At 74.8% G+C, this 24633-nt stretch carries 26 protein-coding genes and 1 tRNA gene; 10 read left to right on the top strand and 17 right to left on the bottom strand.

The window, feature by feature from the left end:
- The first annotated feature begins 7 nt into the window (after positions 1-7).
- From E9529_RS01835 to E9529_RS01855, 5 genes are all read left to right on the top strand, one after another.
- The gene (locus E9529_RS01835) at positions 8-382 is read left to right on the top strand and encodes a hypothetical protein (protein WP_236829403.1); all 375 of its coding nucleotides are present in this window, start codon (positions 8-10) and stop codon (positions 380-382) included.
- Entirely contained in the window at positions 379-1539 is a 1161-nt protein-coding gene (locus tag E9529_RS01840; RefSeq protein ID WP_236829404.1) for an AGE family epimerase/isomerase, read from the top strand. The genes E9529_RS01835 and E9529_RS01840 overlap by 4 nt, the downstream gene beginning before the upstream one ends.
- Before the next feature lie 79 nt (positions 1540-1618).
- Positions 1619-2080 (top strand): SRPBCC family protein, encoded by a 462-nt coding sequence (locus tag E9529_RS01845; RefSeq protein ID WP_236829405.1) that lies wholly within the window; start codon positions 1619-1621, stop codon positions 2078-2080.
- 268 nt (positions 2081-2348) lie between these two features.
- Complete coding sequence (locus E9529_RS01850) at positions 2349-2498, top strand: hypothetical protein (protein WP_170852253.1); 150 nt, start codon at positions 2349-2351, stop codon at positions 2496-2498.
- A gap of 155 nt (positions 2499-2653) precedes the next feature.
- On the top strand, positions 2654-4708 hold the full coding sequence (locus E9529_RS01855) for a GGDEF domain-containing protein (RefSeq protein WP_236829406.1): 2055 nt from the start codon (positions 2654-2656) through the stop codon (positions 4706-4708).
- Between the two features lie 8 nt (positions 4709-4716).
- Here E9529_RS01855 and E9529_RS01860 read toward each other — a convergent pair whose 3' ends face one another.
- Entirely contained in the window at positions 4717-7185 is a 2469-nt protein-coding gene (locus E9529_RS01860) for a tyrosine-protein phosphatase (RefSeq protein ID WP_236829407.1), read from the bottom strand.
- A 346-nt stretch (positions 7186-7531) separates the two neighbouring features.
- Here E9529_RS01860 and E9529_RS01865 point away from each other — a divergent pair, with 346 nt between their 5' ends.
- The gene (locus E9529_RS01865) at positions 7532-10516 is read left to right on the top strand and encodes a glycosyltransferase family 2 protein (protein WP_236829408.1); all 2985 of its coding nucleotides are present in this window, start codon (positions 7532-7534) and stop codon (positions 10514-10516) included.
- A gap of 77 nt (positions 10517-10593) precedes the next feature.
- Here the strand turns inward: E9529_RS01865 and E9529_RS01870 are convergent, their stop codons facing one another.
- The 11 genes from E9529_RS01870 to E9529_RS01915 all read right to left on the bottom strand — a co-directional run bounded on the left by E9529_RS01870 (position 10594) and on the right by E9529_RS01915 (position 17420).
- A complete protein-coding gene (locus E9529_RS01870) occupies positions 10594-11574 on the bottom strand; it encodes a 3-methyladenine DNA glycosylase (protein WP_236829409.1) in 981 nt (326 codons plus the stop codon).
- 32 nt (positions 11575-11606) lie between these two features.
- The gene (locus E9529_RS01875) at positions 11607-11759 is read right to left on the bottom strand and encodes a hypothetical protein (protein WP_236829410.1); all 153 of its coding nucleotides are present in this window, start codon (positions 11757-11759) and stop codon (positions 11607-11609) included.
- A complete protein-coding gene (locus tag E9529_RS01880; protein WP_236829411.1) occupies positions 11756-12007 on the bottom strand; it encodes a hypothetical protein in 252 nt (83 codons plus the stop codon). The genes E9529_RS01875 and E9529_RS01880 overlap by 4 nt, the downstream gene beginning before the upstream one ends.
- 228 nt (positions 12008-12235) lie before the next feature.
- Positions 12236-14080 (bottom strand): acyl-CoA dehydrogenase, encoded by a 1845-nt coding sequence (locus tag E9529_RS01885; protein ID WP_236829412.1) that lies wholly within the window; start codon positions 14078-14080, stop codon positions 12236-12238.
- A 137-nt stretch (positions 14081-14217) separates the two neighbouring features.
- Entirely contained in the window at positions 14218-14589 is a 372-nt protein-coding gene (locus E9529_RS01890) for a lipopolysaccharide assembly protein LapA domain-containing protein (protein WP_236829413.1), read from the bottom strand.
- Positions 14586-14756, bottom strand: coding sequence for a hypothetical protein (locus E9529_RS01895; protein WP_236827957.1), 171 nt, complete (start codon positions 14754-14756; stop codon positions 14586-14588). Before E9529_RS01895 ends, E9529_RS01890 begins: the two co-directional genes overlap by 4 nt.
- A 90-nt stretch (positions 14757-14846) precedes the next feature.
- Positions 14847-15272 carry a hypothetical protein gene (locus tag E9529_RS01900; RefSeq protein WP_236829414.1) on the bottom strand — a complete coding sequence of 142 codons (426 nt, stop codon included), beginning with the start codon at positions 15270-15272 and terminating at the stop codon, positions 14847-14849.
- Between the two features lie 15 nt (positions 15273-15287).
- On the bottom strand, positions 15288-15914 hold the full coding sequence (locus E9529_RS01905) for a TetR/AcrR family transcriptional regulator (RefSeq protein ID WP_236829415.1): 627 nt from the start codon (positions 15912-15914) through the stop codon (positions 15288-15290).
- A 150-nt stretch (positions 15915-16064) separates the two neighbouring features.
- Positions 16065-16196: a hypothetical protein gene (locus E9529_RS21745; RefSeq protein ID WP_255707901.1), complete on the bottom strand. Its 132-nt coding sequence runs from the start codon at positions 16194-16196 to the stop codon at positions 16065-16067.
- A 77-nt stretch (positions 16197-16273) separates the two neighbouring features.
- On the bottom strand, positions 16274-16429 hold the full coding sequence (locus E9529_RS01910) for a hypothetical protein (protein ID WP_236829416.1): 156 nt from the start codon (positions 16427-16429) through the stop codon (positions 16274-16276).
- 67 nt (positions 16430-16496) lie between these two features.
- Positions 16497-17420: a ribokinase gene (locus E9529_RS01915; protein WP_236829417.1), complete on the bottom strand. Its 924-nt coding sequence runs from the start codon at positions 17418-17420 to the stop codon at positions 16497-16499.
- A gap of 104 nt (positions 17421-17524) precedes the next feature.
- On the opposite strand from E9529_RS01915, the gene E9529_RS01920 reads away from it, so the two are divergent.
- From E9529_RS01920 to E9529_RS01935, 4 genes are all read left to right on the top strand, one after another.
- Complete coding sequence (locus E9529_RS01920; protein ID WP_236829418.1) at positions 17525-17866, top strand: DUF3140 domain-containing protein; 342 nt, start codon at positions 17525-17527, stop codon at positions 17864-17866.
- Between the two features lie 6 nt (positions 17867-17872).
- A complete protein-coding gene (locus E9529_RS01925) occupies positions 17873-18577 on the top strand; it encodes a methyltransferase domain-containing protein (protein WP_236829419.1) in 705 nt (234 codons plus the stop codon).
- A 73-nt stretch (positions 18578-18650) separates the two neighbouring features.
- Positions 18651-19679, top strand: coding sequence for a type III polyketide synthase (locus E9529_RS01930; RefSeq protein ID WP_236829420.1), 1029 nt, complete (start codon positions 18651-18653; stop codon positions 19677-19679).
- Positions 19680-19745: 66 nt separating this feature from the next.
- A complete protein-coding gene (locus E9529_RS01935; protein WP_236829421.1) occupies positions 19746-20381 on the top strand; it encodes a response regulator transcription factor in 636 nt (211 codons plus the stop codon).
- A 6-nt stretch (positions 20382-20387) separates the two neighbouring features.
- Here E9529_RS01935 and E9529_RS01940 read toward each other — a convergent pair whose 3' ends face one another.
- The 5 genes from E9529_RS01940 to E9529_RS01960 all read right to left on the bottom strand — a co-directional run.
- Complete coding sequence (locus tag E9529_RS01940) at positions 20388-22010, bottom strand: GAF domain-containing sensor histidine kinase (protein ID WP_236829422.1); 1623 nt, start codon at positions 22008-22010, stop codon at positions 20388-20390.
- A 187-nt stretch (positions 22011-22197) separates the two neighbouring features.
- Positions 22198-22271, bottom strand: a tRNA-Gly gene (locus tag E9529_RS01945).
- Between the two features lie 52 nt (positions 22272-22323).
- On the bottom strand, positions 22324-23292 hold the full coding sequence (locus E9529_RS01950) for a methyl-accepting chemotaxis protein (RefSeq protein WP_236829423.1): 969 nt from the start codon (positions 23290-23292) through the stop codon (positions 22324-22326).
- A gap of 1 nt (position 23293) precedes the next feature.
- A complete protein-coding gene (locus tag E9529_RS01955; RefSeq protein WP_236829424.1) occupies positions 23294-23872 on the bottom strand; it encodes a PAS domain-containing protein in 579 nt (192 codons plus the stop codon).
- 179 nt (positions 23873-24051) lie between these two features.
- Positions 24052-24633, bottom strand: a 582-nt coding sequence (locus tag E9529_RS01960) for an IPT/TIG domain-containing protein (protein ID WP_236829425.1), incomplete at its 5' end; no start/stop codon positions are given.

The raw sequence follows: 24633 nt of genomic DNA on the forward strand, positions 1-24633 counted from the left end.
TGGGCTCGTGGACCGACGTCGGACGGCTCTCGTCCTGCTGCTGCTCTTCGCGCTCTGCAGCGGTGTGGCCATCGTGGTGAGCGGGAGCCGGCCGGGGTCGGAACAGGGCCTGGCGCCGGCGCTCGTCCAGTTCGCGGGGTACGCCCTCGCGCTCGGCGCCGCCGTGCTGCTCCTGGCCTCGCCGGGGGACGGCCCGGTCGGTGCTCCGCGGCGGGTCGGCGGGGTGGTCCTCGCCGCCCTCCTGGTCCTGGTGCTGCTGGACCTGGTGGCGGCCGGCGGGCCGAACATCGGTGCCGGGCTGGTGCACCTGGTCGGGCTGGTGGTGATCATGGTCGCCACCGTCCGGCTGGCGCTGGGCATCGCAGGCGAGCGGGCCGCGTGACCGACCTCGACCGGCTGCTGGAGTTCGCGGCGCGCTCGCGGCTGCCCGACGGGTTCGGCTACCTCGGCTCGGACGGGAGCGTGCTGCCGCGGCCGCAGGAGACGTGGGTCGTCGCCCGGATGACCCACGTCTTCGGGCTGGCCGCCCTGCTCGGCCGGCCCGGCGCCGACGAGCTGGCCCGGCACGGCGTGGCCGCGCTGCGCGGCGGGCCGCTGCACGACGCCCGGCACGGTGGCTGGCGGGCGGCCGGCGACGACGGGACGAAGGCGGCCTACGTGCACGCGTTCGTCGTCCTCGCCGGCGCCACGGCCGCCACCGCCGGCGTCGACGGCGGGCGGGCCCTGCTCGCGGAGGCCGTCGGGGTCTGGCAGCAGCGATTCTGGGACGCCGACGCCGGGCTGGCCGTCGACGAGTGGGACACCGGCTGGACGACGCTCTCGGCCTACCGGGGCGCCAACGCCAACATGCACGGGGTGGAGGCGGTGCTGGCCGCCGCCGACGCGGTGGACGACGCGGCGTTGGCCGGGCGGCTGCGGGCGCAGGCGCTGCGCTGCACCGAGCGCATCGTGCACGGCTTCGCCCGCGCGCGGGGCTGGCGGCTGCCCGAGCACTTCACCGCGTCGTGGGAGCCGCTGCCCGACCACAACCGCGATCGCCCGGCCGACCCGTTCCAGCCCTACGGCGTGACGGTGGGGCACCAGTTCGAGTGGGCCCGGCTGGCGCTGCACCTCCGGGCGGCCCTGCCCGACCCGCCGGCGTGGCTCCTGCAGGACGCCGTCGCGCTGTTCGAGGCCGCGGCGACCCGCGGCTGGGCCGCCGACGGGGCCGACGGCTTCCCCTACACCCTCGGCTGGGACGACCGGCCGGTCGTCGGCGCCCGCATGCACTGGGTCCTCTGCGAGGCGGTCGGGGCCGCCGCCGTGCTCGCCCGGGTCACCGGGGAGGCGCGCTACCGGTTGCTCGCCGACCGCTGGCGGGCACACGGCGAGGAGCGCTTCGCGGACCCCGCCACGGGCAGCTGGCACCACGAGCTGGCGCCATCGGGGGAGGTGGCGGACGGCACCTGGAGCGGGCAGCCCGACGCCTACCACCTGGCGCAGATGCTGCTGCTGGCCGACCTGCCGGTGCGGGGCAGCATCGCGGCCGCGCTGCGCTGACCGGCGGGTCCACGTGTCGGCCGCGGACCGGGCGGGTAGGTGGGCCACGACCGAGCCAGCGATACGAGGAGCTGAGAACGTGGCCAGCGTGCAGGAGTCCGTCGACGTCGACGTCCCGATCCGCGTCGCCTACGACCAGTGGACGCAGTTCGAGACGTTCCCCCAGTTCATGGGCGGGGTCGAGAAGATCACGCAGATCGACGCGACCCGGACCCACTGGGTCACCAACATCGACGGCGTCAAGCGTGAGTTCGACGCGGAGATCACCGAGCAGCACCCCGAGGAGCGGGTGGCCTGGACCAGCACCAGCGGTGAGGCCAAGCACGCCGGCGTGGTGACCTTCCACCGCCTGGACGACGCGAAGACCCGCGTGATGATCCAGATCGACTGGGAGCCCGAGGGCCTGGTCGAGAAGGCCGGCGCGGCGCTCGGCTTCGACGACCGTCAGGTCAAGGCGGACGCGAAGAAGTTCAAGGAGTTCATCGAGAGCCGCGGCACCGAGACCGGTGCTTGGCGCGGTGACGTGCAGCGTCCCAGCTGACGAAGGACCCCTCGCCGCCCACCGCTCGTACCTCGCGCGAGGGGCCCTGCGAGAGGGCCGTTCCATCGCCGTCCGGCGGCGCCCACCCCACGGGGGCGGGCGCCGTCGGTGCGTCCAGGGATGGTCGGTACGTGACGACTCTCACCCGGTGGGGTGACGAACCTTCGGCGACGACTCATGACTGCCGACATTTCGTCGGATTAGAGTGGTGCACGCCTGCGTTACTACGGCTGCAGGCGAGACACTCCGACGAAAGAGGCAGTGAACCATGAGCAGCGTGACGACCAGCTGGCGGCGGCGTCGGCAGGTGGCGCGTACCCGGCGGGCCCTGGACAAGGCGCTGGCCCGCAGCAGCAGCCCCGCGATGCGGGACGAGCTGCTGACGATGGCCAACGGCAGCCACTTCCTCGGCCGCTGAGCCCCGGCCGCGCCCCGCGCGGCCCGTAGAACCGACCCCGGTCTCCCCTCTGGGACCGGGGTCGCGTGCGTCCGGGGGCGTCTGACCTGCGGTCCGTCTCACCCGAACCGGTCGGTGCCCCTCAAGCAGGGCCGAGGAGCGCCGATGACCGGTGCGTGGAGATCGACATGGTGCGGGAGACATCCGGCGCCACCACGGGCGGCCTCATCCGGTACGTCCGCGGCCGTGCCGGTGACCCGGCCGTCGCGGAGATGCTGCACCGGGCCGGGGTGGACGCCACGGTCGAGGAGCTCGAGGACCAGTCGCGCTGGTGGAGCTACGACACCCGCATCGCGCTGTTCGCGGCAGCGACGGAGGTGCTCGACGACCGGCGCACCATGTTCCAGGTCGGCCGCGCCGTGCTGGAGACGGGTCTGGCGCACTCCCTGATCATCCTGCTGCGCTCCCTCGGCACACCGCGCCAGGTGTTCAGCCAACTGCCGCGCGCCGTGCAGAAGTTCAGCAGCACCTCCACCATGGAGATCCTCGAGGCCGGCCCGACGTGGGCCACGATCCGGTACCGGCTGCACGACGGCTACGAGCACTCCCGGCTGGACTGCGACTACACGCAGGGCCTGCTGAGCATCGTCCCGCAGATCTTCACGTTGCCGCCGGCCGAGATCGTCCACGAGGAGTGCCAGTCCGACGGGCACGCGGCCTGCATCTACCGGCTCACCTGGCAGCGGCGGTCCCGGTTGCCGTGGCGTCGGAGGCCGGGGCCTCCGGTCGACCCGGAGCTGGTGGCGCTGCGCGGCCAGCTCCGGGTGCTGCAGTCGGCGGCCAGCGAGCTCGTGACCAGCGAGGACGTCGACACGGTCCTGGCGCGCATCGTCGCCCTGGCGGCCGAGGCGGTCCTGGCGCCGGCCTACGTGCTCGCCGTACGGGTCCACGGTCGCGGCGCGCCCCTGGTGCACGGTGCCGGCCTCCCGCCGGAGCGGCTGGAGGAGCTGGCCGCCCAGCTGCTCGAGGACGGCGACCTGGGGCAGGATGCGGTCGTGGTGGACATCGCCTCCGCGCGGCGCTCCCACGGCCGGCTCGCCGCTCTCTACCGCCCCGGCGATGCGTCGATGGGTGACGAGGCGGCCATGCTGGCCGCCTACGCCGGGCATGCCGCGGCCGCGATCGACCTGGTCACCGCACTGGAGGACGCCCGTACCGAGGCCGACCGGGCCGGGGCGCTGCTGGCGCTCTCCCACGAGCTGGCCGCCGCGGCCGCTCCCGCCGAGGTGGCCGAGGTGGTGACGGCAGCGCTCCCGCGCGTCGTCGGCTGCACCCGGGCCAGCCTGCTGCTGTGGGATGCCGGCGCCGGGGAGCTGCGGACGGCAGGGATCGCCGGCATGTCCGACGAGCAGGCGACGGTGATGCGCTCGGCCACGCTCCGTCCCGAGGAGACCCCGGAGCTGCTGGGGCTGCTGACGGACCGGGATCCGCTCGTCGTCGACGAAGCGACGAGCAGCCCGCACCTCCGCGCCCTCCTGCGGGCCGTCGGCAGCGCGCACGTGGTCGCCGTCCCGCTGCTCGCCGGCCCGACGTTCCTCGGGGTGGCGACGGCCGGTTGGCAGGCCGGGGCGGCGCCCGCGGAGCTCGAGGGCGACGTGCTCGCGCGGCTGCGCGGCGTCGGTGACCAGGCGGCCACGGCGCTGCAGAAGGCCCGGCTGCTCGACACGGTCCGGCATCAGGCCACGCACGACGCGCTGACCGGCCTGCCCAACCGGGTGCTCTTCATGGAGCGGCTGGAGACGGCGCTCGCCGGTGCGGGACCCGGCGGCGGCCCGGGCGTGCTGTTCTGCGACCTGGACGGGTTCAAGGCCGTCAACGACTCGCTGGGGCACGCAGCCGGCGACGAGCTGCTGCGCCAGGTCTCGGCGCGGCTGCGCGCCGCGGTCCGCCCCGGGGACACGGTGGGCCGGCTCAGCGGGGACGAGTTCGCCGTCGTCCTCCCCGACCTCGCCGGCCCCGGCGACGCGCGGGCGCTCGCCGACCGGATCAGGGCCTGCTTCGACGAACCGTTCCGTCTCGAGGGCACCCCGGTGCGGGTGGGCACCAGCGTCGGCGTCGCCGTGCCCGGCCCCGGCGGCGGGCGGGACGCGGACGCCCTGCTCCGCGAGGCGGACGCGGCGATGTACCGCGAGAAGCAGCGGCGAGCCGGACCGGCGCCCGCAGCGCGCTGACCTCTCCCTCAGTCCCGCAGCCGGGCCCGCAGCTCCGCCTGCTCGTCGGCGCCGAAGCCGTGCGCCGCGAGCCAGCCGGTCGGGCCGTCGAACCGCTCGTCGAGCAGCGCCAGCAGCCGGTCCATCGTCTCGGCGCGGGGGGTGTGGCTGGCGACGTCGCGGGTGACCATGTCCTCGGCGTAGGTGGGGGAGGCGGCCAGCTTCGCGACCAGCGCGTCGATGATCTCGGCGGTCAGCGCGTAGTCGGCGACGATTTCCTCGTGCGGCACGCCGGCGACCGCGAGCGCCAGGGCGCAGACCACGCCGGTGCGGTCCTTGCCGGCGGCGCAGTGCACCACGGACGCCCCGCCGGGCGCGCGGGTGAGCGCCCGCAGCGCCCCGACGACGTTCTCCGAGCGCTGGCCGAGGTAGCCGAGGTAGGAGCGCACCGCCGGCGGCTCTCCCTCGTCGTGCGCCGCGACCTGGCGCGGCAGCAGCGACTCGGTCCAGCCGGTCCCCAGCTCCAGCTGCGGGTCCTCGTCCTCCACCGCGAAGACGTCGGTGTGGTGCCCGCGTTCGGGCAGCAGCGTGAAGTGCCGGTGCGTGACCGCGGGGACGGCGCGCAGCGGCCCGCGCCCCTCGAGCAGGATCTCCGCGGTGGTGCGCAGGTCGACCACCTGGCGCAGCCCGAGCTCAGCCACCAGGCGCCGGACGTCGGCGTCGGTGAGCGTCTGCAGGTTGTCGCTGCGCAGGATCCGGCCGTTCGCCGTCCGCCCGCCGTCGGTGGTGGGCAGCCCGCCGAGGTCGCGCATGTTCGTGGTGCCGTCGAGGCGGATCCAGCGGTGGGCGTGCGGAGAGGTCACGGCTGCGACGGTACGACGTGGCCCCGCCCGGGCGGGACGCCGGTGCAGAGTGGTCCCGCCCGGTCCGCTCAGCTGCCGGCGGGTTCGCCGGGGATGGTGAACAGCGGGGCCCAGGCCTCGTCCGGGCCGATGGGGAAGAGGGTGCCCGGGGCCGCCCCCCTGTTGGCCCAGCGGGCCTCGTAGGGCAGCCCGTCCAGCAGCACCCGCGCACCCCGCTGGTACAGCGTGTCGGGGTTCCAGACCTCGGACACGTCGGTGACGGTCGGCACCGGCTCGGGCGCGGACTCCTGGGTCTGCACGGCGCCGAGCAGCGCCCACGGCGAGGGGACGCCCGCGGAAGCGGGCAGCGAGGGGTCGATGCCCACGGCGTACCACCGGGCCTCGTACACGTTGCCGCGCCACACGACCTTGTACCCCACGGGGTACTGCGCTTCGGCCCGCCAGATCGGGTAGGGGCTCGTGGCCGGGTCGTCGACGACCGGCTGCCTGGCCCGAGTCCTCCACGGTGTCGCTGATCCGCACCGCGGGCCCGTCACCCCGCAGGTCGGCGAACGCATCCACGAAGGCGAGGGGTGCCTGCTCGACCCCGCTGCAGGTGTTCGAGTGGACGGCGACGTCGGCGAAGCTCGCGCCGCACCCGGTGTCCCGGTTCAGCGACCACAGCGAGACCCGCCCCAGCCCCGTGGCCTGCGCGAACGACCTCAGGGCCGCGGCGTCCTCGAGGGTGAAGACCTCACCTTCGACGTCGTTCTGGCCGATCATCGGGGTCGCGCCGATGCGGCTCCAGAGCTGCCGGTCGCCGAGGGGTGTGCCGATCTCCTCGTAGAGGGAGCGGACCTGGCCGGCGGTGGCCCGGAGTGCCTGCTCGGTCGCCTCGATCATGGACTGCTGCGCCGGCTTGGCCGCGCCGTAGTCCATGGTCATCACGTTCACCCCGGCCAGCTCCACCCCGCCGGCCAGCGTGGCACGCACGAGGTCGACGCCCTCGGCGGTCATCCCGGTGGGGGCCACCGGCACGGTGAGCCACACCTCCAGGGGGTTCCCCTCGGCCGCCCGCTCCCGCTGCAGGTCGGCCAGGGCCGCGGCCCTCCGGCCGGCGGCGGCGAGGTCGGCCACGGCGGTGCCCTCCACGTCGAGGTCGACGGCGGCCAGGTCGTAGCGCTCCACGACGTCGCGGTAGGCGTCGGTGAGGTCCGCGGTGTCCGTGCAGGTGACGGCGAGTTCGTCGTTGACCAGCCCCCCGAAGCTCACCATGACGTCGCCGCCCGCGGACCGCAGCTGGTCGATCCGGCGGTCGAGCTCCAGGTCGGTGCCGGCCTGGTCGAGGGAGTAGTAGCCGCCCCAGCTGGGGGCGCACCCGTCGTCCGGGTCTGCCACGACGAAGGCCAGGGCGACCGTGCGCGCCGGGTTGGCCGAGGGGTCCTGGAACTGGAAGGTGGGGGTCAGGGTCACGTCGACGTAGGGGACGCTCCAGGACTGGGGCGTCGTCCCCTTCCGGTCCGAGGCCTCCGTCACCGAGGCGAACGTCCCGCCGGCGATCGCGGCGACGACGAGCAACAGCAGCCCGACGCGCGTCCAGGAGAGCCGGCGCACGACCGTCCCCTCGTCCCCGGGTGCGGCGCTCGGTGCGCCCATGGAGGCCCTCGCTCTCGTCGGTGCAGTTCCGGCCGGGACTGCGGGTGGTGGCTCGACCTCGGGACAGCCTGCCCCGGGAAGCGCCCGGACGGTCACGGTGCGGTGGGTTGCTCACCACGAGGGGTGAGCGGGGGCAGCGGCGGGTGTGGTCGCGGCCGCAGGATGCGGGACGACGTGGGGACGCCGGCCGGATGCCTGGCACCCGTCGGGCCCGACGAGCACGAAGGCGGAACAGATGCGACGCACCCTTGCCGACACGCGCCGGCCGGACGTACGGCGGCAGTGGGGCAGCGACCGGCGACGTGCGCCGCTACCGCTGGTGCCCGCCAAGGTGTCCGAACGGCGCATGGCGATCGGCCGGCTCGCCATCGTCCTCACGGTGTCCGCGTGGGCCGTGTACGTGGCCTTCACCATCGAGCAGCAGTTCATCGAGGGCAAGGCCGACAGCGCGCGCCTGGTGATCGAGGCGATCGTCTACCTGCTGCTGATCACCGGCCTGGCGACCTCGGCCATGGCCTACCTGATCACCCGCATCGGCTTCTTCTACCGGAGCCGGGCGCACACGCGGGCACCGCGGGCCGTCCTCGATGCCTTCTTCGACCAGCCTGCCGCCCCGGTGACGGTCCTCGTGCCCTCCTACCAGGAGGACGAGCGGGTCATCCGGACCACGCTGCTGTCGGCGGCGCTCCAGGAGTACCCGGCGCTGGACGTGGTCCTGCTCATCGACGACCCGCAGAACCCGACGACGAGCCGGGCCCGGGCGCTGCTGGAGGACGCACGCGCACTCCCCGGCGCCATCATGGCCGAGCTCGCGGTGCCTGCCGGCCGCTTCCGGGAGGCCAGCGAGGCCTTCGAGCGCGCGGTGGCGGGCGGCGCCGGCCGGGCGACGACGGCCGACGACGTCCGGGAGCTGGCCGGGCACTACCGCTTCGCGGTGGAGTGGCTGCACGACCTGGGCGCCCGGCACGAGGTCATCGACCACACCGACGTCTTCTTCGTCGACCACGTGCTCGGCGCGCTGGCCGCGGATCTCGACACGGTCGGCGAGGCGCTCGCCGGTGCGGCGGAGGCGGGCGCGGTGCTCCCGGGCGAGCGCCTGCTGCAGCTGCACCGCCGGCTCACCGCCACCTTCGGCGCACGCGTCAGCAGCTTCGAGCGGAAGCGGTACCGATCGCTCTCGCACGAGCCGAACAAGGCGATGAACCTCAACAGCTACATCGGCCTGATGGGCGGGAGCTACCGGGAGGTCCGGACGCCGGTGGGGACGGCACTGGTCCGGTCGGCGGCGCACCTCGCCGATCTCACGGTCCACGACCCGGAGTACGTGCTGACACTGGACGCCGACAGCATGCTGCTCCCGGAGTACGCCGCCCGGATCGTGCACCTGATGAGCCAGAGCGCCCACAGCCGGGTGGCGGTCGCGCAGACCCCGTACAGCTCCTTCCCAGGGGCGGCGACGCGGCTGGAGCGCATCTCGGGCGCGTCGACGGACCTGCAGCACATCGTCCACCAGGGGATGACCCAGTACGACGCGACGTTCTGGGTCGGGGCGAACGCGGTGCTGCGCAAGCGGGCTCTCGACGACATCGTCGAGGTCGACTACGACGGCGACTTCGAGATCCGGCGCTACATCCAGGACCGCACGGTCATCGAGGACACCGAGTCGACCATCGACCTGGGCGTGCACGGCTGGTCGCTGCTCAACTACCCGGAGCGGCTGGCCTACTCCGCGACGCCGCCGGACTTCGGCTCCCTCTGCATCCAGCGCCAGCGGTGGGCCAACGGTGGACTGCTCATCCTCTCCAAGCTGCGCGAGCAGGTGCGGGCGCGCCGGACCCGCGGGGAACGCAACCGCTTCGGGGAGCTCTTCCTGCGGGTGAACTACATGGCGTCCATCTTCTGGAGCTCCGTGTGCCTCGTCGTCATGCTCTTCTACCCGTTCAACGCCGAGCTGCTCAACCCGCTGCTCCTGCTCGTCTCGGTGCCGTACTTCCTGATGATGGCCGGGGACCTGCGCGCCACCGGGTACCGGCGGACCGACGTCCTGCGGATCTACGGGTTCAACCTGATCCTGCTGCCGGTCAACCTGTCGGGCTCCTTCGCCTCGATCCTGCAGCTGATCACCGGGGAGAAGAGCGCCTTCAAGCGGACACCGAAGGTTCGGAACCGGACGACGGCAGGAGCTGTCTTCCTGCTGGCGCCGCTGGCGCTGATCGGGTTCTCCGCCTACACCGTCGTCGTGGACATCCAGGCGCAGCACTGGGGCCATCTCGTCTTCGCCGCGCTCAACACCGCGCTGGCCATGTACGCCATGGTCGCGTTCGTGGGTCTTGGCAACACGGCGGTGGACCTGTGGGTGCACCTGCGGGACTGGCTCTACCGACCGGTGGAGCCGCGGCGGCAGCCGCGCGCCGACGGGGGGTCGCGGCCGTCCGGGGCGCACCGGGCCGTGCAGCCACGGCCAGCCGGGCCGGCACCGGCTGCCGACTGGGCCTCCGTCCTGCACTACGGCCTCCCCGAAGCGCAGGGCGCCGTGGCCGTGGGGCCGGCGGGCGCGACGGAGCCGGACGGCGTCCTCGTGCCCGCTCCGCGGCCGGCCCCGTCGGACGAGCCGGACGACAGCGCCGTGGTCGCGGCGTTCCGCGACTTCATCTTCTTCACGGTCTTCCAGCCGATCGTCGACCTCGCCACGGGCGAGGCGGTGGGCTACGAGGCGCTGTGCCGGTTCGCCGACGGCCGGGCGCCCCAGGACCGGCTCGATGCGGCCAACGACCGGGGCATCGGCGCAGACCTCGACGGCGCTCTCCTGAGGGCCTCGCTGGCCGCGGCCGTCTCACTTCCGGAGGGTGTCTGGGTGTCGGTCAACGTCTCACCCGCCCTGTGGGGGTCACCCCGTGAGCTCTTCTCCATCGTGAGCCGCTCGGCGTGCCCGGTGGTCCTGGAGTCCGGCACGTCGACGGGCGAGAGCGACGTCTCCCCGGGGGATCTGCCGGTCGGGGTGCGGGTGGCGCTCGAGCACCCGCTCGTCGGCTACGACAGCTTCCGCTGGGTCGACGAGCGCCGGCCGGCGTTCCTCAAGCTGGGGCGGGAGACCACGGCCGGCATCGAGCACGATGCCGCACGGCGGGCGCTCCTCGGGGCGCTCGTCCCCTTCGCGGAGGAGCGGGGCTGCCGCGTGGTGGCCTCCGGGGTGGAGACCGCCGCCGAGCGGGACGCTCTCCGGGAGAGCGGGGTGCAGCTCGGGCAGGGCTTCTTCCTCGGCCTGCCGGCACCGGCCCGCGTGCTGGACCGACCGGCCCCCGGCCTGGTGGAGGCCGCTCCCACGCGGTGACGCCCCGCCCTGACGCGGCGCGGGGCCCGGGGCCCCCGGGGCTTTCCGGGCGGCGGCCATGATCAGGTGGCCCGGCGTCAGGTGGTGGTCGCACCGCCTCGATGAGGGGTGGATGCGGTGGCGGTCACCAGGTCGACGTCGCGGGTGTTCTGGCGGGCGAGAGCCGGAGTTGTCGGCGTGGTGCAGCCGGCGTCCAGCAGCCGGTCGCACACCGCGACCAGCCGTCGCCGCAGCTCCGCGCCCCGTGCGGTGAACTCCCGCTGCGCGGCGACGTAGGCGGCCTTGCCCTCCGGCGTCTCGATCCGGACCGGCTCGTACCCGTGGTCGCGCAGGTCGTACGGCGACGCCCGCATGTCCAGCTCCCGGATCTCCACGGCGAGCTCGAAGCAGTCGGCGACCAGTTCGCCCGGGGTGGCCGGGCTGAGCTTGTAGGCCCACTTGTAGAGGTCCATGCCCGCGTGCAGGCAGCCCGGCTGCTCGAGCTGCGGCTGGCTCTCGCGGGTGGGCTGCAGCCGGTTCCGCGGCGCGGCCTCGGGGGTGAAGAACCGGAAGGCGTCGTAGTGGCTGCACCGCACGGGGTGCGCGTCGACGACGGCGTCGGTGCCCGCCTGGCCCAGCCGCAGGGGGACCGGGTGCCGGGTGCTGGTGTCGCGGTAGACCATCGCCCACTCGTGCAGGCCGAAGCACCCGGTGAACGCCGGGCGGGATGCCGTCGCCTCGAGCAGGCGGTGGACGAAGCGCACGGTGCCGCCGCGGTCGGCCAGGAAGGCCCCGGTGTCGAGCCGGACCGTCGCGCCGTCGCGCACGTACCAGCGCCGGCCCTCGTGGGGCGCCGGGGCGGCGAGGGCGAGCCCCGCACCGGGGTGCCAGCGGCGCAGCCGACCGGGGGTCTCGGAGTAGTAGGTGAAGAGGAAGTCCAGCACCGGGTGCGTCTCCCCGCGGAGGCGGCGCTCGCGGTGGGGGGCCGTCCAGCGGTCCACCCGCGCCTCGTGCGCGGCCGCCCGCGCCTGCCACTGCCCGGCCGCCAGGACCGGTGGCGCGGTGAGGGACGGCTGCACCCGCCCAGGGTAGGAGGCCCGTCGGGTCCGCCTCAGTCCGCCTCGTTGCCGGGGCGGGTGACGGAGTCGTCCCGCTGGGCCTCCTCGTCCGTGGTCAGCGTGACGTCGTCGGCGTCGGTCGGGGCGGCGGCGTCGCCGGTGGTGTCGGGGGACTCGCGGTACCCCGTCGGCTGGGACTCGCTCATCGGCCGTCGTCCCCCGATCGCTCGGTGGGGCCCGCGACCTCGCCGGAGGCGCCGGCGCGGGTGGCGCGGGCGATGTCGCCGTCCGCCCGGGCGGGCAGGTCATCGCCCTGGGCGGCGTCCCGCTCGACGCCTTCGTCGGCGGTGAGCGGCACGTCGTCGAAGGAGGAGGCCAGGTCGCTGTTGGCCCCCGTGCCCGACGCGGTCGGTACGTCCTGCTGGATGCGGTCGCTGCCCTGCGGATCGCTCATGCCGGCCTCCTGTCCGTCGGCTGTCCTCTCGCCCATGCCCGTCGACGTCGGCCCCAAACGACCGAGGGCCGCCTCCCGGTGCGGGAGGCGGCCTCGGCTGCCGCGGCGACGTCCCGGGCGGGCCCCGAGGGAGGCACCACCGACGTCCCGCCCACCGACATGCGCATGGTGGCGGTCATCCGGCGCGGAGAACCGCCACCATGCGCATCCGGGCGGGGCGCGGACCGCTCAGAACGCGGACTCGTCGACCTCCATGAGGGCGTTGTCGGTGGCCTCGACGATCGCCCGCTCGCCGGCGAGCTTCGGCAGCACCTGCGTGCAGAAGAAGCGGGTGGCGGCGAGCTTGCCCTCGTAGAAGTGGCGGTCCTTCTCGCCGACCTCGCCCGAGAGCGCGGCCAGGGCGACCTCGGACTGGCGGACCAGCAGCCAGGCGGTGATCAGGTCACCGGCGGCGAGCAGGAAGCGGGAGGTGTTCTGGCCGACCTTGTACAGGCTGGTCATGTCCTCCTGGGCCGCGGTGAGCTGGCCGAACATCGCCGTCAGCATGCCCTGCACGTCGGCGAGCGCGGTCGCCAGCAGCGCCCGCTCCTCCTTGAGCCGCCCGTTGCCCGCCTCGGCCTCGATCGTGGCCTGGATCTGCGACGCGAGCCAGGTCAGCGCGACGCCGCCGTCCTTGACGATCTTCCGGAAGAAGAAGTCCTGGCCCTGGATCGCCGTGGTGCCCTCGTAGAGGGTGTCGATCTTGGAGTCCCGGATGTACTGCTCGATCGGGTAGTCCTGCAGATAGCCCGAGCCGCCGAGGGTCTGCAGGGATTCCTGGGTCAGCAGCTGGGTGGCCCGCTCGGAGCCGAAGCCCTTCACGACCGGTAGCAGCAGGTCGTTGACCCGCTCGGCCAGCCGGGCCTCCTCGCTGTCGGCGGTGCCGGCGGCCTGCGCCTCGGTGACCTGGTCGCGGAAGCTCGCGGTGTACAGGTACAGGGCGCGCATGCCCTCGGCGTAGGACTTCTGCAGCATCAGCGAGCGGCGGACGTCGGGGTGGTGGGTGATGGTCACGCGCGGCGCGTCCTTGGACGTCGCGGTGAGGTCGGCGCCCTGGACCCGGTTCTTCGCGTAGTCCAGCGCCACCTGGTAGCCGGCCGAGAGGGTGGCGATCGCCTTGGTGCCGACGAACATGCGGGCGTACTCGATGATCTTGAACATCTGGGCGATGCCGTCGTGGATCTCGCCGACCAGCCAGCCCTGGGCCGGCACGGGCCCGTCGCCGAAGGTGACCTCGCAGGTCGTGGAGACCTTGAGGCCCATCTTCTTCTCGACGTTGGTGACGTAGGCGCCGTTGCGCTCGCCCAGCTCGCCGGTCTCCAGGTCGACGTGGAACTTGGGGACGACGAACAGCGACAGCCCCTTGGTGCCGGCCTTCGCGCCCTCGGGGCGGGCCAGGACCAGGTGGATGATGTTGTCGCTCAGGTCGTGCTCGGCGGAGGTGATGAAGCGCTTCACGCCGGTGATGTGCCAGGAGCCGTCCGCCTGCTGCACGGCCTTCGTCCGGCCGGCGCCCACGTCGGAGCCGGCGTCGGGCTCGGTGAGCACCATCGTGGCGCCCCAGCCCTTCTCGATCATCAGCCGGGCGAGCTTCTTCTGGTCCTCGGTGCCGAGGTCGAACAGCGTCTGGGCGAAGCCGGGGCCCGAGCCGTACATGAAGACGGCGGGGTTGGCGCCGAGCACCATCTCGTAGGCGGCCCAGGTCAGCGCCGCCGGGGCGCCGAAGCCGCCGAGCTCCTCGGAGAGGTCCAGCCGCCACCACTCGCCGTCGGTCAGCGCTGCGACCGACTTCTTGAACGACTCGGGCAGGGTCACCGAGTTGGTCGCCGGGTCGAACACCGGCGGGTTGCGGTCCGCGTCGGCGAAGGAGGCGGCAATCGGCCCCTCCGACAGCTTCCGGATCTCGGCCAGCACACCGCGCGCCGTCTCGGCGTCCATCTGGGCGAACGGCCCGGTGCCGAGGCGGTCCTTGGTGTCGAGGAACTCGAACAGGTTGAACTCGAGGTCCCGCAGGTTGGCGGTGTAGTGCGTCATGGCGCTCTGGCTCCCGTGCTCCGTGCCGCCGTGCGGCCTGTTGCTACTCGCGAGTAACAGAAACTATTACTCGCGGGTAGCAACGGCAAGCACCCTGCACGTGAACACCCGGGAGACGAAGGCCTGACCCGGACGGGTCAGCGCTTGCGGCGCCGCGCGCGCATCACCGCCCCGGCCAGCCACACCAGCAGCCCGCCCAGCGCCGCCGCCACCAGCAGCGCGACGACCAGCGGACCCTCGACGTCGGTGAAGACGAGGCTGATCTGCACCGACTGGCCGTTGAAGACCACGAAGAGCACCAGCACGACGGTGACGAAGATCAGCAGCGCCAGTGCCAGCGAGCGGCCGATGGCGCGGCCCGTGTGCCGCTCCCGGGTCGGAGCCGGCTCTGCCGGGCGTTCCGCGGCGCGGTCGGGGCCGGCGGTGGGGTCACCCGAGGCCTGCGAGCCCAGGCCCACGCTCAGCGGGTCGCGCTGCGCGCCGGCCGGCTCCCGTCCCGGCGCGGTCACCGGGCGTCCGGTTCGGTGTCGGCGGGCGGGTAGGCCGGGCCGGCGATGCCGTCGGCCGGGCCCTCCGTGGCGCCCAGGGAGTCGCGGTCCTCGCCGGGCGCCTTCTGCGCGCCGAGCGGCTGGGCCTCGCGGTCGGATCCAGCGTTGTTCTCGTCCGGCATGGTCATGCGCAGTGATCTTCCCGCCGGCGCGGGCGGGGAAACGGGTGCCAGCCGGCCCCGGCCCCCGCCCCGGCGCGACATCGGCGATCCTCGCCGTCAGTCGGCCAGCGCCGGACCGGCCTCGTGGGCCGGGTGCCCGGCCGTGCGCTCCCGCTGCTTCATCCGGGCCTCGAACACGTGCCGGTCGCCGCCGGCGAGCTCGTCGCGAGCCCGGGCGTCGTAGTCGCGGAAGGTGCCCCAGTAGTTCTCGTCGAAGTCCTCGACCATCTGGAACGTCCACCGGTCGGCGATGACGTTGCGCCCCACCAGGTCCCGCTCGAGGTCGGCCGCGAGCGGGGCGGCGCCGGCGGCGCGGAACAGCTCGACGGACTCCTGCAGGAGCCGGTCGGCCTTGCCGGTCAGCTGGTGGAAGGCGTACAGGAAGCCCCGGGCCTGGTCGACGGTCTCCAGGGCCTCGGACAGCTTGCCGAGCGCCTCCACCGTCTGGTCGTCGAGGTCGGGGCGGGTGCGGTCGTCGGTCACCGGCCCATCCTGCGGTCAGGCGCGGGCGACCGCGATCTCGATGAGCCGCTCGGCCAGCTGCCTCCCGTGGGCGGCGGGGCCGTCGGGGCCCAGCAGCCCGCCCGAGAGGTACATACCGTCGATGATCAGGTGGATCTGCGCGGCCAGGTCCTCGCCGTTCCCGGGCACGATCTCGTCGGCCAGCCGCTCCAGGCGGGCGTGCAGCTCGAACTTGTAGTCGGCCGCGGCGCTGCGGGCGGGGTGCTGCGGGTCGTCGTACTCGCTGCTCACGTTGGTGAACGGGCAGCCGCGGAAGCCGGTGCGGGTGACGTCGCGCTCGACGGCGTCGACGACGGAGAGCAACGCCGCCCGCGGGTCGCCCTCGAGCCGCTCGAGCTCGGCGTCGATGAACGCCAGCACGGTGGCCGCCTTGCGGCTGAGGTAGGCCCCGACCAGGTCGTCCTTGCTCTTGAACAGCCGGTAGACCGTCATCTTGCCCAGGCCGGTCTCGCGGACCAGCTCGTCCATGCCCACGCTGCGAGAACTGCGGCCGGCGAAGAGCCGCTCTGCGGTGTCCAGCACGATCGCCTGCCGCTCGGCGCGGCTGCGGCGAACCGGTGCCGTGGCGTCGTCGGCGCTGGACAGGGGCATGGCGGCGGTCACGCCAGTGATCGTGCCCCAGGTCGTGACGGAGCAGTTCGCGGCACGCCGACCCTGGTCGCTGTGGGTGACGAGGGGCCCGGGGGTTCCGCGGGGCGCCGGGGAAAGGAGGTGAAGATGTGGCGACGCTGCGTGACGGCGGCGCCCCAGGGGTCAGGCCCGGCGGGTGCGGCGGGGGTTGGCGAGCAGCCGCGCGACGGCCCGCGCCGCCTCGGGGGAGGAGTCGCCGTGCGCGCCGTCCGTCGGCTCGTGGGTGTTCGGGGTGTGCTGCAGTCCGTCAGCCATGCGCCGGGGCGTGCCCGGGCCCGCGCGGGCGGAAACCGACGGGCTCTGAGACGTCGGTCACCGCGGCCGCGTGCCGCTCAGGTGTCGGGGGTGTCCGCGCCACCGCCGGCCGCGTCGGTGCCGCCCTCGGCCGGCTCCTCCGGGTGCGGCGTGCGGCCACTGCCCGGCTGCTCGCCGGCGGGGTCGCCCTCGGCGCGCTCGGCGCTGCGGGGGGTGCGGTGGGCTTCGCTCATCGCGGGGTCCTCCTCCTCGGTGCGGTCGGGGAGCCTGTGCCCGGTCCGGCGACGGGGAAACCGGCGGTCAGCGCACCGGCGTGGCCGCGGGCACCCGCGGGAGCAGGCCGCGCACGGTTTCCTCGTCGGGCAGCGCGCCGCGCGCCCCGGCGCCGGCGGTGGAGGCCGCCGCTGCCGCGACCGCCTGCCGCACGGCGTCGGACAGGTCCGCGCCGGTGGCCAGCGCCTGCGCCAGCGCACCGCAGAAGCAGTCCCCGGCCCCGGTGGTGTCGACGGCGGTCACCGGCGGCGGCGCCTGCAGCAGGGCCGGCCCGTCCGCGGGCACGACCAGGGCGCCGCGCGGGCCCAGCGTGACCACGACGGCGCCCGACGTCACCCGGCGGGCCAGCCGCACGAGCTCGGCGGGCGTCCGGTCCCCGGGCTCGGCCCCCGCCAGGAGCACCAGCTCGTGCTCGTTGGGGACCAGCACGTCCACCCGCTCCAGCAGGGCGGCCGGCAGCGCGGCGGGTGGCGCCGGGGTGAGGACGACGGTGCCAGTCGCGGCCCGCGCCGCCGCCTCGACCGCCGGCAGCGGCACCTCCAGCTGCAGCAGCACCACCCGCGCCGAGCGCACCGACGGGACGTCGACGTCCTCGGGCGCGAGCTCGGCGTTGGCGCCGGGCACCACGACGATCAGGTTCTCGCCGGTGCCCGCCTCCACGGGGATGGTCGCGGTGCCGGTGGGCGCGCCCGCGGTGCGCAGCACGCGGCTGACGTTGACCCGCGAGGAGGCCAGCGCGGCGAGCTGCCGGTCGCCGGCGGGGTCGTCCCCGACGCGGCCGACCATGTGCACGCCGCCGCCCAGGACGCCGGCCGCGGCTGCCTGGTTGGCGCCCTTCCCGCCCGGTGCCAGCCTGGAGCCGCGGGCCACGACGGTCTCGCCCCGGCCGGGCAGCCGGTCGACGGACACGAGGACGTCCTCGTTCAGGCTGCCGACGACGGTGACGGACACGGGGACCTCCGGGGACGGGACAGGGGTACCAGCAGTACCAGACGCCCCGTTTCCCACGACCGGCGCGGCGGTACCGGGGAGGCGACCGACCGAGCGGAGGAAGCATGGCGAGCGAGGACCCCGACACGATCCGGCGGGAGTTCGGCGAGGCGGTGAACATGACCGCGGGCGAGCTGGAGAAGTGGCTGGAGACCGACGAGTCGCGCTCCGTCGGGCAGAAGGACGGCGACGGCGAGTCCACCGGTCACGCGTCGGGGCGGCGGATCGTCGAGCTGCTGCGCACGAAGAAGGCCGACCTGGACGACGACGACCTCGCCCACATGCGCAAGGTGCACGGCTACGTGGCCCGCCACCTCGCCCAGCGCCCGTCCGAGGAGGACGTCGAGACCTCCCGCTGGCGCTACAGCCTGATGAACTGGGGGCACGATCCGCTGAAGAAGGGCTAGGCCCCCGTGCGAGACACCGTCCTGCCGCGCAACGACCCCGCCCAGTACGACGACCTCGCCGACCAGTGGTGGCAGCCCGCAGGCGGTTTCGCCGCCCTGCACTGGCTGGCCGCCTCCCGCGCCGAGCACATCCCGCCCGCGGACGGGGACGCGCTGCTGGTCGACCTCGCCTGCGGTGGGGGGCTGATGGCCCCGCACGCGGCTCGGCTCGGGTACCGGCACGTCGGGGTCGACCTGGGTCTGGCGGGGCTGCGGACGGCGCGGGCGCACGGCGTGCTCCCGGTGCGCGGCTCGGTGCTCGCCGTCCCCCTGGCCGACGGCTGCGCCGACGTCGTCGTCGCCGGCGAGATCCTCGAGCACGTCGAGGACGACGTCTCGGTGCTCGCCGAGTGCGCCCGCCTGCTGCGGCCCGGCGGCGTCCTGGTCGTCGACGCCCTGGCCGCCACCCGCATCGGCCGCTTCCTCATGGTCACCGTGGCCGAGCGGCTGCCCGGCGGCCCGCCGCCGGGGATCCACGACCCGGCGCTCTTCGTCGACCGCGCGCGGTTGCTCGCCGCCGCCGACCGGCTGGGCCTCGAGCTCCGCCTGGTCGGGCTGCGCCCCTCCCTGCGCGACGCGATCGCGTGGCGGCTGGGCCGCCGCGGCTCGGTGCGGATGAAGCCGATCCGGTCGACGGCGGTCGTCTTCGCCGGTTACGGGCGCAAGCGGTGACCGCGCGACGGGACGGGGGCGCACGTACCGTCGGCGGCATGATCCCGAGCAGGGCGGCCGTGGGGCCGCGGTCGTGACCGCCGCCGTCCTCACCGGGGCCGGCGCCGCGCTCCCCACCACGCTCGAGCAGGAAGCCGCCTGGGACGGGTTCTTCGCGGACCACTACGCGGGGGTGCGCGCCGCCCGCCGGATCTTCCTGGGTGCGGGCGTCGACCGCCGGCACGCGGTGGCCAACCCGATGGACGAGGACCTCAGCGGCTGGGGCACCGGCGCGCGGATGGCCCGGTACATCCAGGAGGCGCTGCCGCTGGGCAAGCAGGCCGTCGCCGGTGCCCTGGACTCCGCGGGCCTCGCCCCCGGCGACGTGGGGCTGTTCGCCGTCGCCACCTGCACCGGGTACGCGACCCCCGGGCTCGACATCCGGCTGGCCAGCGACCTGGGCATGCCCCCGGGGCTGCAGCGGCTGCTGGTCGGGCACATGGGGTGCTACGCCGCGATCCCCGGGCTCGCGGCCGTCGGCGACTTCGTGACCGCCCGGTCCCGGCCGGCGGTGCTGCTCTGCTGCGAGCTGACCAGCCTGCACGTGCAGCCGGCCCAGGCCGACCTCGAGCAGGTGGTCGCGCACGCGCTGTTCTCCGACGCCGCCGCGGCCGTGGTGGTCGAGCCCGGTGCCGGCCGCGGGCGCCGGCTGGCCGGGGTGGTGGCCCGCACCGACGCCTCGACCGCCGACCACATGACGTGGGACGTCACCGACCTCGGCTTCCGCATGGGGCTCTCCCCGCGGGTCCCCGACGTCCTGTCGCGGCACGTCGGGGACGTCGTCGACGAGCTGCTCTCCGGGGCCGGCCTGCGCCCCGAGGACGTGGCGGGCTGGGCCGTGCACCCCGGCGGCCCGCGCATCATCGACGTCGTCCGCGACGAGCTGGGGCTGCGCGAGGAGCAGGTCGGGGCGTCGCGCCGGGTGCTGGCCGAGCACGGCAACTGCTCGTCGGCGACGGTGCTGCTGGTGCTGCAGGAGCTCGCCGACGTCGACGGCCCGGTGGTGGCCATGGCGTTCGGCCCGGGGCTGACCCTGTACGCGGCGCTGCTGCTCCCGGCCTGACCGCTGGGCAGCGGGCCCGGTGCGCCCTAGGCTGCTCTCCCGGGGGATCGTGGGAGGAGGCCGCCCGTGGGAGCGCCGCCACCGACCGTTCGGGTGTTCCTCGTCGACGACCACGAGGTGGTGCGCCGCGGCGTGGCCGACGTCCTCGAGGAGGACCCGGCCGTCTCCGTGGTGGGGGAGGCCGGCTCCTGCGCCGAGGCCCTGGCCCGCGCGCCCGCCGTCCGCCCGGACGTCGCCGTCCTGGACATGCGGCTGCCCGACGGCGACGGCGCCTCGCTCTGCCGCGACCTGACCGCCCGCCTGCCGGGTGTGCGCTGCCTGGTGCTGACCAGCTACGCCGACCGGGCGGCCCGCGACGAGGCCGTCCGGGCCGGGGCGGTGGGGTTCGTGCTCAAGCAGGTGCGCGGCTCGGCACTGGTGCAGGCGGTGCGCACGGTGGCGGCCGGCGGCACCCTCCTCGAGACCGGCCCGCCGCCGCGCCCCCGGTCCGGGGGTGACCGGCTGGCGGTCCTGACCGACCAGGAGCGCACCGTCCTCGCGCTCATCGGGGAAGGGCTGACCAACCGCCAGATCGGGGAGCGGATGGGGCTGGCCGAGAAGACGGTGAAGAACTACACCAGCCACCTGCTGGCCAAGCTGGGGCTGGAACGGCGCACCCAGGCGGCGATCCTCGCCACCGAGCTCCGCGACGGGCGCCGCTGACGCCGGTCAGCCCGGCAGCGGCACGGTCCACCGGATCTCGGTCCCCGACGCCCCGGTGGAGATGTCCAGCCGCCCGCCGCGGCGCTCGGCGCGGTCGGCGAGGTTGGCCAGCCCGCTGCGCACGGTGACCGCCGGCAGCCCCCTGCCGTCGTCGGTGACGACGACGCCCACCTCGTCGCCCAGGGCCACGCTCACCGTCACCCTGGCGGCCCCCGCGTGCCGCACCACGTTGGTGACCAGCTCGCGGACCACGGCGACCACGTCCCCGGCCAGGTCCGGCGGCAGGTCCTCGACCTCGCTGCGGACCCGCAGATCGGGCCGCACCGCCTGCCCGTCGGTCACCGACCGCACCACCTCGGCGAGCCGTCGCCGGACGGCGTCGGAGGAGGAGTCCTGTGCGCCGTGCAGCTCGAAGATCGCGGTGCGGATGCGGGCGATCGTCCCGTCGAGCTCGTCGACGTGCCCGGCGATCCGGGCCGCGACGTCGGGCGCGGTGCCCCCGAGCGAGCGGCCCAGCCGGTCCAAGGCCAGGGCGGTGGCGAAGATCCGCTGCACCACGTGGTCGTGCAGGTCGCGGGCGATGCGGTCGCGGTCGGCCTGCACCTGCAACCGCCGCTCGCGCTGCTGGCTGCGGACCAGTCGCATGGCGACCGTCGCGTGGGTGACGAAGGCGGCGGCCGGTTCCAGCACCGCCGGGTCGAACGGGGGACGGGCGCGCACACGCAGCGCCACCAGGGTGGTGGGCGGGGAGGGGCCGCCGAGCGGCAGGTACAGGGCCGGGCCGTACCGGTCGGTGAACTCGCCGATCACCGGTGCGTGCGTCGTCCCGGGTGGCGTGCTGGCGACGTCGTCGACCAGCACGGGCGTGCCGGAGCGGTGCGCCTCCCCCAGGCGGGTGCCGGCGAGCGGGATGCGCACGCCCTCGGAGTCGGCGCCGTCGGGCCCGACGGCGGCGGTGATGGTCAGCGTGCCCTCGTCGCCCGGCACCGGGACGAGGATGCCGACGGCGTCCGCCCCGGCGAGCTCCGCGACGCGGTCGGCGGCGGCGCACAGCACCTCACCGGTCGGGCGGCCCGACAGCAGGGCGGTGGCCAGGTCGGTGCCCGCCTGCGACCAGGCCCGGCGCTGCTCCGCGTGCTCGAGCAGGCGGGCGTTCTCGATGGCCAGCCCCGCCACCGCGGCCATGGCGCGGGTGATCTCCAGGTCGGCGGGGGTGAATTCGCCGCCGGTGCGCTTCTCGGTCAGGTACAGGTTGCCGAACGCGGAGTCCCGGGCGCGCACCGGGACGCCGAGGAAGGACCGCATCGGCGGGTGCCCCGGGGGCACGCCGACCGACGCCGGGTGGGCGCGCAGGTCGTCCAGCCGCAGCGGCGTCGGGTCCTGCACGAGCAAGCCCAGGATGCCGGCGCCCGCGGGCGGCTGGCCGATGCGCCGGTGGTCGTCGGCGTCCATGCCCACCGTGACGAACCGGTCCAGCGCGCTCCCGTCCGGGGTGAGCACGCCGAGGGCGCCGTACCGGGCGTCGACGTGCCGGACGGCGACCGCCACGATCTCGTGGAGGGTCGCCTCGAGCTGCCCGCCCGAGGCCGCGGCGAGGACGGCGGCGGTCAGGGCCGCGGCGTCGCTCACCGGGGGGACCGGCGGTCGGGCGGGGGCACGGCCTGACCGTAGGAGCGCCGCCCGCTCGTGGGAAGCGCTGCGGTCATCGTGGGGCACGAACTGCACGTCCCCCAGGGACCAAGGGCCCGGTTCCGTCCGGCCCCGGGCCGCTACCGGGAGCACAGAGGCCCCGGTCGCAGCGACCGGGGCCTCGGGGTGGAGCGGGTGACGAGAATCGAACTCGCACTGTCAGCTTGGGAAGCTGATGTTCTACCATTGAACTACACCCGCGAACGGCGCCGAGACTACCTGGTGGCCCCGCCGCCGCGACAGCCGCCCTCCCTCAGCGCCGCATCTCGGCCAGGAAGCCGGTGGCCTCCGACCGCAGCTTCTCCGCCATCCGCGAGAGCCCGGTGACGTCGTCGTGGCCGGTGTTCAGCGACGCCGAGCCGTCCACCGCGGCGGCGATGCCGTCGACGAGGCCGTTCATGTCGTCGACGGTGGAGCTCACGCTGGTCATGACGGCCGCGACGTCCTCCGACGCCTGCCGGATCTGCTCCACCTGCGCGGTGACCCGCTCGGTCGCCCGGCCGGTCTGGTCGGCGAGGTCCTTGACCTCCGAGGCGACGACGGCGAACCCCTTGCCCGCCTCGCCCGCGCGGGCGGCCTCGATGGTGGCGTTGAGCGCCAGGAGGCGGGTCTGGGCGGCGACCGAGTCGATCAGCGCGATGATCTCCTTGATCTCGGCCGACGAGCGGGTGAGCGAGCCGATGGTGTCCTGGGCGGTGCCCACCTCGGCGCTGGCCGCCGACGCGGCCGCGGTGAGCCCGGACGCCGAGGCGCTGAGTTCGGTCGCCGCCGTCGCCACCTGCTCGGACATCGAGAGGACCACGGACTCGAAGTCGTCGGCCATCCGCAGCCGGCTGCTCTGCGCGTCGGTGACCCGCCCGGCGGTCTCCTGCATCGCGGCGCGGGCGTCGTTGATGTCGACGGCGGTGCGGCGGAAGGAGCCCAGCAACCCCGTCGTCAGCAGCCGCCGGTGGAACCGGCCGTCGGCCGCCGAGCTCAGCGCCGCCGACGACTCGCGCACGAAGGCGTCGGAGACGTCGAGCGCCCGGTTGAGCGCGTGGTGGAGGGCGACCAGCTCGGGGACGTCCTCCGCGGCCGGGTCGATGCGGCTGCGGGCCTCGAGGTCGCCGCGGGCGGCCGCCTCGCAGGCCGCCGTCAGCTGCCGGACGAAGGCCCGGTGGAGGGCGAGCTCCGCGGCGTCGGACCGCCGTCCGCCCTCGCCGCGGGCGGTGCGGATGCCCATGTCAGCTCTCCTCGCGATTGATGACCGACCAGATGAACTCCTCGTAGCCCTGCCCCTGCTCGGCGAGGATCTCGCCGAGCAGGGCCGAGGACGCCGCGACGGCGCTGCGCGCGTTCGGGTGCCGGCGCTCCTCGGCGAGCAGCCGCTGGTAGAGGGGCAGCACCCGCTGGACGGCGCCCCGGGCGGGCCGGCGACGGTTGGAGTGGTAGCCGACCACGGCGCCGCTCGCGTCGTAGGACGGCGTGACGTGCGCCAGCACCCAGTAGTGGCCGCCGTCCGCCGCGAGGTTGTTGATGTAGGCGAACACCTCCTGGCGGGCGCCGAGCCCGTCCCAGAGCAGCTTGAACACCGCGCGGGGCATCTCGGGGTGCCGGATGAGGTTGTGCGGCTGGCCCAGCACCTCGTCGAGCGCGTAGTCGCTCACCCGCAGGAAGACGTCGTTGGCGTAGGTGATGACCCCGCGCAGGTCCGTCTTGGAGACGATCAGTTCGTCGGCGGCGAAGGGCCGCTCGCGCCCGGTGGGGCGGACGGCGTCACGGCTGCCGCGCGGGGCCGGTGCCGCCGGTCGGGTGTCGAGCACGTAGGTGGTCTCCCTGGGATTCGTCCGATCTCGTGCTCTACATCGGCAGGCCGGGGGAGATGTGTACGGGCCTTAGGTCCCGTCCTGGCGGGTCATCCGGGACTGCACCGCGCCCCGTCCGCACGGGGAAGTCGGACGGGGCGCGGTGGCCAAGGTGCGCCGATGCGGCGCGGCGGGCGTCAGAGGGCGACGCCGGTGCAGGAGGAGGTGCAGCTCACCGACCAGATACCGCCCAGCGCCGAGAAGCGGTCGGAGCGGACGAGCCGCTCACCGTGCGGACCGGTGCGCACGCCGGGAGCGGCGTCCGGTGCGGTGCCGGTCCCGGGCGTACCGCCGCCCGGGCCCGCCGGGGCAGGGGTGCCCGGTGCCGGCGCGGTGCCGCCGGGAGTCGTCCCGCCGGGCGAGCTCCCCGAGGGGGCGCTGTCCACGACCTCGGCGTAGGTGAGCGCGCCGGGCAGCGTCGTCCACCGGCCGTCCCGGGCGTGCACGGTCACGTCGTAGGTCCCCGCCACGCGCGCCGGGACGCGGACGCGCAGGCTCGTGGCGCTGCTGTGCACCACGGTGGCGGTGGCCGACGAACCGATGCGGACCGTCGGCGCGCTCGGCAGCGAGAGGCCGGTGATCGTCACCAGCGTCCCGCCCGCGGAGTCGACCAGGTTGGGGCTGAGCGAGGTGATGCGGAAGGCACCCAGCTCCGGGTAGGTCGTCGTCCGCGACGGCGTGGGGGCCGAGCCGCCGGGGGACGGCGCGGGCGTCGGGGT

Source organism: Blastococcus sp. KM273128 (assembly GCF_021698975.1).
Lineage (GTDB): Bacteria > Actinomycetota > Actinomycetes > Mycobacteriales > Geodermatophilaceae > Blastococcus.